We start from the raw sequence: 11,496 nt of genomic DNA on the forward strand, positions 1-11,496 counted from the left end.
CGCTGGAATAGCGACCGCCGCCCACGACTTGGACCCGGATATGACGAACCCACAGTTCGATCCGCGCACCTTGCTGGCCGAAGGCCGCTTGGGCATTCTGGCCACGATCAAATCGGACGGGCTACCGCAACTCTCGCCGGTCACCCCGTACTACGACCAGGACGCAGACGTCATCTACGTCTCGATGACCGAGGGCCGGGCCAAAACCGTGAACCTGCGTCGTGACCCGCGCGCGGCACTGGAAGTAACCCGCGCCGACGGATGGGCCTGGGCAACCGCGGAGGGCACGGTTACGCTCACCGGTCCGGGCGCCGACCCGCACGGCCCCGAGGTCGAGGCACTCGTCGACTACTACCGTGCCGCCGCCGGCGAGCATCCGGACTGGGACGAATATCGGTCGGTGATGGTCTCCGATCGCCGAGTGCTGATGAAACTCTCGGTCCAACGCGTATATGGTGCCGCGTTGCGCTGAGCCCCGGGCATTACGCCCTGGTCAGTGGCAGGAAGCGCACTACAGGAGGTCTCCACCACCACCCCCGGCGGGCGCCTGGTGTTCCACGTCTTCGCCGCCCCGGCCCGCGGGCAACGCCTCGGCCGGCCACCGGCCATGTCCGACGAACAGATCCGGCAAGCCCGCGCGCTGCTCACCGGGCCCGATGAGTCGGTGTTCTCGATCGCGCGGCTGCCCGGGGTCTCCCGGACCACGCTGTACAAGTACGTTCCTGAGCTCAGCGACGGCACCCGAGCCACACTCAAAGCCTAGATCTGCGGTCTGGCGTTGTTGACCTCTGTGACGCGGCTGATGCCTGCGCCCCAGTCACGAGTGGACGGCGATGTAGCCGAGCAGACTGAGCCGATCGCCGGCGTCGGCGGCACCGAAGCGGCCGATGGTGCCGGGTGCGTTGACCGTTCGCCGCAGATCCTCGGGTAGGTCACTGCGGTCCAGGGTCAGGTGCCAGCGAATCGTCCGGCGGTGGCGCAGACGTTTATCGAGGTCGTGCTGCGACCGGTACTCGTATTCTCCGGTGACGGTGCCGATGGCCGCTTTGAGCTTTCCGCGGCGCTCGCGATAGGCCAGGACGATGATGTCGCCGACTTTCATGTTGTGGCTGAAGTGGCGCCAGTAGGTGACGAACGTGCCGATCGCATTCTCCGAGCGTCCACGGTTGTCGGGATGATCCTGGATGATGCGGCGCAGCGCTTGGTCGGAGGCAAAATCGGTGACGGCCTGGCCGAGGTCGTCTTCGCTGACTGCGACGATGCCCTCGGCGAGGAACCGCTCAGCCAGCCATGGGTCGTCCCACGCGCGGATCCGCCACGCTGGGCGGTGTACAGCGGCGGGCACGGAAGGTTCCCGGAAGGCGATGGGGTAGTCGCCGTCGTCGAAGGAGGCAACCAATTGGAGTCGGCCTCCCAGCGCCTCGATGAACCGGGTCACGGTCGACAGTCGAGGATCGCGAGCACGCTCGGCGCTGAGGACAGCCGCCTGCGACATGCCTACTCGTTTTTCCATGGCTCCCTGCGTAACTCCCCGATGACGCCGCAGCTGAGCGAGGGATCGGGGCTGTTCATCCGGATTCATGCGGGAATCATGACATCACTCGCCACCACTGACAACCCATATCTTTTTAGATAATGAACCCCATATGTTTTAAGCTCGCTTTGGCGACGTGGCGGGCGGTCGGGTGGGGAAGCAGGAGGTCGCTTCAGCACCCGGCCAGAGTCTGGGTGAGCGTGTCCTTCTCGTTCTGCTGCACGGTCAGATCTCACCCCGATTTCACCGCGACCTACATCGCCGCGTACGGGCACGGCTCATCCCACGAAACAACCTGCTACCAGCTGCTACGCCGAATTTCGTTGGTTTTTCGGCGATTACTACCGGAAACCAAGGAGCAGGGAGCCTCGATCGACGTGGGTTCCTTGCTCGAACCGAGCTGACCCGGATCAAGGGGTCGGGGGATCGGTCTGAAAATCGCCGCGCTGGTTGGTTCGCCGACCCCCATTCGTGCGGCTAATCGCCGCGTCGATCGTCGTCGGTGGGCCACAGCACCGCGGCGATCAATACCAGTAGTGGCAGGCCGATCGCCACCGCGAAGCCGGCTGCGGTTCCTACGTTCAACGTTCGACCTCACTGAACCGCCAGCGGGCGAACGACAACCGTGGCACCACTGTCTCTACGTCGGCAACATGCATCACCGAATCCAGTTGCAGTGGGCTGAGGTGGTCCGGGGCAGGCAGGATCACCGCGTCCGCGTTCGCATCCCGCACCAGGTCGCGTAGCGGTAGCAGACTGCACGGGTTGGGCCAGACCAGCCGATAGCCGAGCTGTCGGGCGAGCCGCTGCACCTGCGCGGCATCCCAGTCCGGTGCGGTGCTGCTGTCATGGTCGATCCAGCCGAGCGCGATCGGTCGCTCCCACATCGTCAGACCCCCTGCTGTGCGGTTGGTGTGCACCCGCCGCCGAGGTCGAGGCACCCGGCGGCGAGGCGTGGCACCGAACTTATGAGGGGAGTCACGCGGGCATTGTCCTGAAAGGACAGGGCAGGAAGGTTTTTGAATCAGTGCGCTCTGTTGATCGGCTCCGGAGCAACGCCCAGCCGCCACGCCAGCCCGCGAAGCTCCCGGCTGCCCGCATCCCGGCGTGCGGCACGCAGATTGTCGGAGACCGCTTCACGAACGAAAAAGTCACTTCGGACACGTTGCGGCGTCAGGCGTTCCGCTTTGAGGAGTAGAGAGACGCCCTGGTCGCGATATCGGGATTCGGACAGCAGGAGGGCGCGCCCCGCTTCCGTGTAGTAGCTGGCCCGGCGGACCGGGCTGGGAATAGCATCGACAGGTACTCCGACGGCCCGCTCTACCGCTCGTACACCATCGCCGAGTTCTAGCCCGATTGATGCCCGCCAGATTGCGACATTGATCCGGCCGAACCAGACTCCACCGAAATCGCCTACGTCACCGGACATCCGCTCGGCGGCCGACGCTGCTTCGTCCAGATGTGTGTCTGCTGTGGTGCGATCGGATTGCACTGCAGCGGCAAGTGCCGCGTTCAAGTGCAGCATTCCATAGCATTGGAGCACCTGCTCGTCATTGAGGTGCCCGGTTAACTGGTCCGCCATTCGCACCGCACGCTGGTACTGCTGAGAGCGGGAAACCTGTCCTGCGGAGTGGCCGCGCAGCCACATCGCGAATCCGATCCATAACGGCGAGTTCAGTTCCTCGGCGCATTGCTGGGCCGCCTTGGCTGCCAGTAATGGCAGGCCACGTCCAGTAAGGCTCTTTGTGGTCCATGCCGCGGATTGGTAGCAGATGACCAACGCGCGTAGTACCTTGTCGCGCACATGTGGGTACTCGAGGTAAGCGGCGTGAAGCTCGCTGAGAAGTCGAGGCGTGAGCGCACCCTGTGCCGAGTAATCGGCGGCCTGCATGTGACTTTGAAGCCGCTCGAGTTCGGCCTCGATCGCCGGCCACGGTCGCACCGGCACGCCTGGGTTCTCGCCCAACTCGCACACTTCCAAGGCATTCTCGAACTCGACCAGGGTCGCGTGCGCTTCGGCCGACGGGCCATCGGCTATTTCCCACGGGCGTTCAGTGAACTCCGAGGGAGCGACGCGTAGCGCCCGTGCAATCGACTCGAGCGTACGGCGGTTCTCCAGAGCCTTTTCGCCTCGCTCGAGTTTGCCGAGGTAGCCGTAGGAGATGCCCGCGAGGCCAGCGGTGACCTCCAGAGTCTGTCCGCGCCAGGCCCGGATCTCACGCAGGCGACGACCGACCTCGTTCGGCGCGATTTCGCTCATGAATTCGAGGCTACGACCACCGACGCCTGACGTACAGGGAAACCAGCGACGGGCACGTGCCTGGCAATCCGTCGGGTGGCTCAGGTGCGACAGCGAACCCAAAGCCCAGGCGGATTCCGGCCGTATCAGGGATTCGGATGGTCGCAACGCGAGTTGAGCGGTTCGGTCGTCAGGCTTTACTTTCGGTCGGTGACCCGACCCCATTCTTCCGCGCTCGTGCGGTGGCGGGCAGAGCGTTGCGCTGTGCTCGATAGCCTCGAAGAGGTTCACGGCAGGGTGACCGGCAGGCGCCGGGGCCGACAGTATGCCACCGAGCATCTTAATTCAGCACTGTTCGTCAGCCTCGCGGCCGAGTTCCAGGGATACTGTCGCGACCTTCACAACGGCGCTGCTGCCGCCTTGTCAGACAGCCTTGGTGTGGGTGATCCCCGTGCCATCATCTTCCGTGCTGCGCTGGTCCGCGGGAGGAATCTCGACAAGGGCAATGCACAACCCGCATCGATCGGTGCAGACTTCCAGATCCTGGGTATGGCGCTCTGGCCACACACATACGCGGCTTATCCGGTGCTCGGACCCAAGTGGAACGAAACCTTGACCAGGTTGAACAAGGTCAGGAACGCGGTCGCGCACCGAAACGATCCGCAGTTGGTCGCTGTGAAGCGGGAACAGCCGCTCGATCTCGCGACCTTCCGGAGATGGAGACGGTCACTGAACGGTGCTGCGTCTGGCTTCGACAACGTGGTCGGCGCATACTTGAAAGACACAGCCAACGTCGGTTGGCGGGCGTAAGGAGGTGGATACGGTGGCAATACGCAAAACGCGTAAGGTGCGTAAGACGCACGCGGCGCTGAAGCCGGGGGACCGGGTCCGCGTCCGCTTCGATCGCCAGATCATCGAAGGCACCGTGACCAGCGCGCACGACGACCTTATCCACGTCGTGTTCAGTGTTGAAGGGTCGGACGAGCCGATGGCCGGCCTCTACCGGGAGAGCGAACTCCTCTCGGCCTGAGTTGCCGCTGTCGCACCTCGACCTCGCCGCATCGCATGCCCGGTACTGTCCGGTCGGCGCATACCCGAAGACACAGTCCAACGTCAGATAGCCGGCAGGCGACTGGATCGCCACGGTGGTCGAGGGCGGCGCGGATTTCTGGCCGTCGCGCGAGGGCATCGATGCATGTGGATAAGTTCAGGCGGCGTCGGTGTGGTGGCTGATGAAGTTCACCCGGGTATCGTTCGCGTCGAGGGCGATGTGCAAGGTGGCTTCTAGGGCTTGCGCGAGCTTGGCGAGCAGGGGCAGCGTCGGCACAGTGTCGGAACCCTCGATACGCGATACCTCGGCCTGCGTCAGACCCGCGCGTTCGGCAAGTTCGTTTCGGTTCAGCCCGAGTTCTGTTCGGCGGTCGTAGACAGCTTGGGCCAATGCCATGGAGAGACGGATTTCGCGGCGGGCCTCGGTCACATCGTCGGTCTCGGTGTAGCCCTCGGCCAATTTGCGTTCCCGCAAATGGTTCCATCGTGCATGGCTCACGTTCCAGTTCTCCTTGGGCCGGGCTCGAGGATTCAGCTCGAGTCTGTCAGGCGCGGTGGTGCGGAATGAGCGACGGGCCCGGCGCTCAGCGCGCCGGACCCGTCGATTGTTCGGTTATGTTCTGCGATCAGCCTTTGCGACCCGGTGCTTTCGCGCCGGATTTGAAGCCGAGTGCACCTGGTTTGGCGGCCGGTGGAGTCGCGTCGGACCCGTTACCCGTTGTGCCGTTGCCGGACGATCCGGAGGTTTCGGCGGCAGGTTCGGACGGTGCCGATTCTTCGGCGGCGGGCGCGGGTTCGGCGGCAGGGGCCTTGGCGCCGGGCGCCTTCGGTCCCGGGCGCTTGAACCCGGACTTCATCGCCAGACCCTTGGCCGGCTTCGAGGGCTTGCTCTCGGCCGGTGCCGCCGCGGTGGGCTGCTCGGTTTCCGTGGGTTCGGCCGGTGCCGCGGATTCCGCCGCAGCGGTGTCGGCTACCGGTGCCGATTCCGCGGCCGGAGCGGCGGTCTTGGCTCCCGGAGCCTTCGGGCCGGGCCGTTTGAACCCGGATTTCATCGCGAGGCCCTTGGCAGCGACCGTGGGTTTGGACTCGGTCGGGGCCGAGCTCGCGGTGGTATCCGCCTCCGTGGTGGATTCGGCCTCAGCCGGTTCCGCGGCGGGTGCCTTGGCGCCGGGTGCCTTCGCGGCGCCCTTCATGGCGAGACCCTTGCCGCCGGGCGCTTTGGCGGCGCCCTTCATACCCAGACCCTTCACCGGCGGGGCCGCCTTGGCTTCGCCCGCTTCGGCCGCAGCGGTTTCCGTGGGAGCGCTTTCGGCCTTGGCGCCGGGTGCTTTGGCCGCGCCCTTCATGGCGAGACCCTTGCCGCCGGGTGCCTTGGCGGCGCCCTTCATTCCGAGTCCCTTGGCAGGCGCGGCCGGAGTCGCTTCACCGGCTTCGGCTTCCGCGGCGGGTGCTTTGGCCCCGGGGGCCTTCGCGGCACCCTTCATGCCGAGGCCCTTACCGGGTGCCTTCGCCGGACCCTTCATGGCCAGGCCGCCGCCCTTCGGGGCCGCCTTCTCCGCAGCCGGGGCTGCCGCTTCGGCGACCGGTTCGGGTTCGGGTTCCGGCTCGGGCTCGGGTTCGGCCTTGGGCTCCTGGATGACCGTGAGGTTGGCGGTCAGCTGTTCCGGCTGCTGCCGCTCGATGGATTCGAGCATCAGCTGCGCGACGTCGACGACCTCCACGCCCTCGCCCTGACCGGACTCCTGACGTGCGGTGACACCGTCGGTGAGCATGACCCGACAGAACGGGCAGCCGGTCGCGATCTTGGCCGGGGAGGTGGTGAGCGCCTCGTCCACGCGGTCGATATTTATGCGCTTGCCCAGCTGCTCTTCCATCCACATCCGGGCGCCACCGGCGCCGCAGCACATGGACCGTTCGCCGTGGCGGGGCATTTCCACCAGGTTCGAGCCCGATGCCGCCATCAGTTCACGCGGCGCATTGTAGACCTTGTTGTGGCGGCCCAGGTAGCAGGGGTCGTGATAGGTCACGTTCTGTGCGACCGGAGCGACCGGGACGAGCTGTTTACCGCGCACCAGCCGGTTCAGTAGCTGGGTGTGGTGCACCACCTCGTAGGTGCCGCCGACCTGCGGGTACTCGTTGTTGAGCGCGTTGAAGCAGTGCGCGCAGGTGACGACGATCTTCTTCTTTTTCTGCTCCACACCCTCGAACACCGAATCCAGCAATTCGATGTTCTGCTGAGCCAGCTGCTGGAACAGGAATTCGTTACCCGCACGCCGCGCCGAATCGCCGGTGCAGGTTTCTTCCTGACCCAGCACCATGAATTTCACCCCGGCAGTCGCCAGCAGTTCCGCGACGGCCTTGGTGGTCTTCTTGGCGCGATCCTCGTAGGCGCCGGCGCAGCCGACCCAGAACAGGTATTCGTAACCGTCGAAACTGTCGGCGTCCTTACCGAACACCGGGATATCGAATTCGACCTCGTTGATCCAGTTGAGCCGGTCCTTGGCGTTCTGGCCCCACGGGTTGCCCTTGTTCTCCAGGTTCTTGAACAGACCCGCGAGCTCGGACGGGAACTCCGATTCGATCAGCACCTGGTAGCGGCGCATATCGATGATGTGGTCGACATGCTCGATATCCACCGGGCACTGTTCGACGCAGGCGCCGCAGGTGGTGCAGCTCCACAGCACCTCGGGGTCGATGATGCCGCTGACATCTTCGGTGCCGACCAGGGGACGCTCGGCCTCGGCGCGGGCGGCTTCGGAGATCTGGGCCAGCTTCGCCTCGTCGGGCTTACCGTCCGCGTCGACCAGGCCGACCTCGTCACCTGCCGCATCCCTGCTGCCCCCGGCGAGCAGATACGGCGCCTTGGCATAGCCGTGGTCGCGCAGCGACATGATCAGCAGCTTGGGCGAAAGCGGCTTACCGGTGTTCCACGCCGGGCACTGCGACTGACAACGGCCGCATTCGGTGCAGGTGGTGAAATCCAGCCAGCCCTTCCACGAGAAATCCTCGACCCGGCCGGCACCCAGCGTGTCGGTATCGGGATCGACATTCTCCATATCCAGGGCACGGCCCTTGGACATCATCGGCTTGGCCGCACCGAGAGCGACGCCGCCGTCGTCCTCACGCTTGAAGTAGATATTCGCGAACGCCGAGAAACGGTGCCAGGCCACACCCCAATTGAGGTTACGGCCGACCAGATACAGGAACAGGCTGCCGGACATCAGCTTGAAGAAAGCGAAGATCGAGACCAGGACCGGGCTCACGGGCAGGAGCTTCGCCACCTGCATCGTGAAGAAGTCGGTGGCCGGGTTAGCGTGCCCATAGGTCGCGATCTTGCCGGCCTTGACCAGAACCATGCCGAGACCCTCGATAAGCACGATGGCCTCGATGACGTAGGCGGGGGCGAAAGCAGAACCGCTGAAGCGTGACATCCGCTCGGGTACCCGGGGGTGATTGAGCTGGCGGATCACGATGAGCGTGACGATGCCGACCACGGTGCCGATGCCGAGGATCTCGTCCCACAGGTGATACACGGCGAGATCACCGATGATCGGCCAGTGGAACTCCGGGTTGAAGGTCTGGCCGTATGCCTCGAAGAACAGGATCATGCCGCCGATGAAGCCGATCATCACCAGCCAGTGGGCCCATCCGACGGTGCGGAACTTGTTCATCCGCGTGTGGGCGAGGAACTCCACCAGCATCTGCTTGAACCGCGGGAAGAACGGCAGCCAGCGGTCGGGCGCGGGCTGGCCGACCATGATGGCGCGCACGATGTTGCGGACGCCGCCGAAGAACGACGCCCAACACAGCAGGCTGAGCGCCGCTCCCAAGGTGCCCAGCGTCACTGTCAGGGCATTCATGTCGCGACCTTTCTTTCGAGGCAACACGAGGTGCGAGGAACGATGAGTAACCTCGTCCGGCTCGTATCGTAACCGCCGCTAAGTTACTCGCCGGTAACTACTGAGGTCCAGTGTACGATCGCCGCTGCGCTGTCGGCCCATCTGCCTGGGCTTTCCCATGTTCGGGGTGCCGTGATCAATGTCACCTTATTCAGTTGATGGTCCATAACTGTTCTTGCTGATGAACACCGTAAAGGGCCCACTGTCGACAGCCTTGCTAAGGCCAGGCTTACCCCGGTCGTTCCTTACGGTTGGGAAACGAATATCGCCTTTTGCCAACGCATTCGACTACGCTCAGCCCGATCTATCAGGAAGCGTGACATCTCATAACGCTCGGGGAGGATCACGGGCCCGAGTTACATCGGCCCCCTCGCGTAGGGATGTCATGCCGCACAGCCGATTGGAATTGGATGAAACTCGCTAGATCCACTGTGGTCGCAGCACTGGCCGCAGGTTCGCTCGCTGTGGGCTTCGGCACCGCTCACGCCAACCCGGCACCCGAAGCCCCGGCGCCCATCAACTACTCCGTGCAGATGGTGGAGAAAACCGTCGTCACGACACTGCAGGGCGGCACCTTCGCTATTTCGGAAGAAGAAGTACAGCCCATCGCGGGCGAGCCCGGCGCGGCGCCCGAGATGGAAAAGTTCGTCCAGGTCAAGGACAAGACCGGTGCGGTCGTCGTCTCCTGGCCGGTCGACCTCTCCGTCGAGGGCACCGAGATTCCGGTGAAGCCGGTGCTGAAGAACGATGACACGGTTCTGGAGCTGACACCGGAGAAGACCGATGTCCAGCCGCAGCAGCCGGTCCAGGCGGTGAACCTGACCGCCAAGCCCATCGCGTCGCCGGCGGAGAACCAGATGGCGATGAACGAATTCGCCACCCAGTTCTCCATCGCCACCGCGGTCGGCGGTTTCGTCGGCACAGCCGCCGGTGTCGTGGTCGGCGGGCTCGTCGGCTGCGTCCTCGGCCTGCCGCTGCTGGCGGTCGGCTGCATTCCGGCCGCTATCGCCGGTGCGGGTATCGGTGGCATCCTCGGGACGATCGCGCTGGGCGGTCCCGCCCTCGGGATCGCAGCCATGGACCTGGTGCAGACATTGCAGGCCGAGCCGGGACAGAGCAAATGGGCCAACGGCGGTAAGCCGCCGGGGCAGCCCTGATCGACCCCTTGTACGACGGAGGGCCGGCAGCACCAGTGCTGCCGGCCCTCCGTCGTCTCTGTACAGCAACCCGGGTGACGGCCGCCGGGCGGGCCCGCCCCGTGCTCGGCTCGCAGGAGTACGCAGTCGATCGAGGTCAAGGCCTTTCTGCGCTCCGGTCCTAGGCGCTCACTGATAACGGAAAGGGTCGGCAGCGTCATGCTGCCGACCCTTTCCTCAGCTCTATGCCGGTGCGAGTCACACCCGCTGCCCTCACCCTTCGCCCGGATATGGGCGAAGGGTGAGCGTGCCGTCTAGCTCGTGCGGATACGCAGGCCCGGATTGTCGGAGAGCACCACGCTCACCGGCTGGGCGAACAGCTGCGGAGCGTTACCGGTGAGCACGCCCAGAATGTTGGGGATTTCGCAGATCGGGAAGTCGGCGACCGAGGAGGCACTGGATATGCCCAGGGCCAGCCGGCCGGTGACGATCGCGCCGCCGCTGTCGCCGGGGAGGGCGCAGATATTGGCGGAGAAGCTCTGGGTGAGCTGGCGATCGCCGACCTGCACCGTCTGATCGACGGCATTCACGACACCGCAGCTGAAGCCGGTACGCGAACCGGATTTGCAGACCGGGGCACCGACCACCGGGGTGGCCACGCCTTCGATCGCCACCGGTCCGGCGCCCGGCACCTTGACCTGGTTGTTCTCGAAGCGTCCGGCGGCGCCGTCCTCGATGTCGAGGATCGAGTAGTCCTGGTTGCCGAGGACCGATTTCTGGAAGGTGGCGATCTTCGGGCCGACGCGGTTACCGCCGAGGGATTCGTGCACGCTGGCGGCACCGACATTGTCCAGGTCCGGATTGCAATGGCCGGCGGTGATGTTCACGGTGTTACCGGCGGGGCCGATTCCGTTGAAACCGAAGGAACAGCGCAGCGAGCCGTCACCGGCCACCGAGGCGTATCCGTCGCCGCCGCCGAGCGGTGCCGCGGCACCGCCTTCGGCGATATCGGCGGCGGGCAGCGTTTCCGCCGCGACCGGCGGGGCCATCACGATGACGCGGGCCGGGTCGATGAAGTTCGGCATCGGCAGGCCGGCCTGGTCGACGCGGACGGCGATGCTGTTGTTCACGGTATCGATGACAACACCGCGGACGAGCGCGGAAACCGCGGCGGGCTGGCCGTCGAGCCAGCGTTCGAAGGCGCTCTTCTCACCGCGCAGGGTCTGTTCGCTCTTGGCGACATTGCGGACGACGAAACCGGTCGACTCCGCGGCGCTACGCGCTTCCTCGCCGCCGGGACCGGGTGCGAGGGCGACCACGCCCTTGCCGTGTTCGTCGAGCCAGGCGCCCGCGAACACCTGCGGGAACTGGCGCTGAGCGGTGGTGGCGAACGCGGCCACCTGCTGGGCCGTATCGGCGCGCTGCAGGTACTCCTCGGGGGAGATGTGCAGATCGCGGCTGAGTGCCGCGACGAGATCGGCGGGCAGGCCGGGACCGGGGTCGGGGGCGGCGGAGGACACCGCGGTGGGGCCGAACAGCAGCACCGCCGCCGAGGCGGCCGCCGCGGCCCGGAAGGTGCGGGTTCTGAACGGCGTCGTTCGCCGTTTACCTATGCGTGGCATGAGCATGCAGAGACTA

Annotated in this window: 11 protein-coding genes; 5 read left to right on the plus strand and 6 right to left on the minus strand. The window is 65.4% G+C overall.

The features are described 5' to 3' along the window. The first annotated feature begins 40 nt into the window (after positions 1 to 40). Both ACFWPH_RS14135 and ACFWPH_RS14140 read left to right on the plus strand, forming a co-directional pair. The gene (locus tag ACFWPH_RS14135; RefSeq protein ID WP_378750939.1) at positions 41 to 472 is read left to right on the plus strand and encodes a PPOX class F420-dependent oxidoreductase; all 432 of its coding nucleotides are present in this window, start codon (positions 41 to 43) and stop codon (positions 470 to 472) included. A gap of 24 nt (positions 473 to 496) precedes the next feature. Then, positions 497 to 763 carry a helix-turn-helix domain-containing protein gene (locus tag ACFWPH_RS14140; protein ID WP_378750941.1) on the plus strand — a complete coding sequence of 89 codons (267 nt, stop codon included), beginning with the start codon at positions 497 to 499 and terminating at the stop codon, positions 761 to 763. 54 nt (positions 764 to 817) lie between these two features. Here ACFWPH_RS14140 and ACFWPH_RS14145 read toward each other — a convergent pair whose 3' ends face one another. The 3 genes from ACFWPH_RS14145 to ACFWPH_RS14155 form a co-directional block, all read right to left on the minus strand. Beyond that, positions 818 to 1,582 (minus strand): helix-turn-helix domain-containing protein, encoded by a 765-nt coding sequence (locus tag ACFWPH_RS14145; RefSeq protein WP_378750943.1) that lies wholly within the window; start codon positions 1,580 to 1,582, stop codon positions 818 to 820. A gap of 533 nt (positions 1,583 to 2,115) precedes the next feature. Then, a complete protein-coding gene (locus ACFWPH_RS14150) occupies positions 2,116 to 2,421 on the minus strand; it encodes a hypothetical protein (protein WP_378750945.1) in 306 nt (101 codons plus the stop codon). 137 nt (positions 2,422 to 2,558) lie between these two features. Then, positions 2,559 to 3,794 carry a helix-turn-helix domain-containing protein gene (locus tag ACFWPH_RS14155; protein ID WP_378750947.1) on the minus strand — a complete coding sequence of 412 codons (1,236 nt, stop codon included), beginning with the start codon at positions 3,792 to 3,794 and terminating at the stop codon, positions 2,559 to 2,561. Positions 3,795 to 4,037: 243 nt separating this feature from the next. Here ACFWPH_RS14155 and ACFWPH_RS14160 point away from each other — a divergent pair, with 243 nt between their 5' ends. Continuing rightward, a complete protein-coding gene (locus tag ACFWPH_RS14160; protein WP_378750949.1) occupies positions 4,038 to 4,583 on the plus strand; it encodes a hypothetical protein in 546 nt (181 codons plus the stop codon). A gap of 13 nt (positions 4,584 to 4,596) precedes the next feature. Next, the gene (locus ACFWPH_RS14165) at positions 4,597 to 4,803 is read left to right on the plus strand and encodes a hypothetical protein (protein WP_378750951.1); all 207 of its coding nucleotides are present in this window, start codon (positions 4,597 to 4,599) and stop codon (positions 4,801 to 4,803) included. A gap of 177 nt (positions 4,804 to 4,980) precedes the next feature. Here ACFWPH_RS14165 and ACFWPH_RS14170 read toward each other — a convergent pair whose 3' ends face one another. Beyond that, positions 4,981 to 5,322, minus strand: a complete 342-nt coding sequence (locus ACFWPH_RS14170) for a helix-turn-helix domain-containing protein (protein WP_378750953.1) — start codon at positions 5,320 to 5,322, stop codon at positions 4,981 to 4,983. Between the two features lie 127 nt (positions 5,323 to 5,449). Beyond that, entirely contained in the window at positions 5,450 to 8,683 is a 3,234-nt protein-coding gene (locus tag ACFWPH_RS14175; RefSeq protein WP_378750955.1) for a heterodisulfide reductase-related iron-sulfur binding cluster, read from the minus strand. A 449-nt stretch (positions 8,684 to 9,132) separates the two neighbouring features. Here ACFWPH_RS14175 and ACFWPH_RS14180 point away from each other — a divergent pair, with 449 nt between their 5' ends. Continuing rightward, complete coding sequence (locus ACFWPH_RS14180) at positions 9,133 to 9,879, plus strand: hypothetical protein (RefSeq protein ID WP_378750957.1); 747 nt, start codon at positions 9,133 to 9,135, stop codon at positions 9,877 to 9,879. A 293-nt stretch (positions 9,880 to 10,172) separates the two neighbouring features. Here ACFWPH_RS14180 and ACFWPH_RS14185 read toward each other — a convergent pair whose 3' ends face one another. Further along, on the minus strand, positions 10,173 to 11,486 hold the full coding sequence (locus tag ACFWPH_RS14185; RefSeq protein ID WP_378750959.1) for a S1 family peptidase: 1,314 nt from the start codon (positions 11,484 to 11,486) through the stop codon (positions 10,173 to 10,175). Positions 11,487 to 11,496 lie beyond the last annotated feature (10 nt).

Source organism: Nocardia sp. NPDC058499, assembly GCF_042719915.1.
GTDB lineage: Bacteria > Actinomycetota > Actinomycetes > Mycobacteriales > Mycobacteriaceae > Nocardia.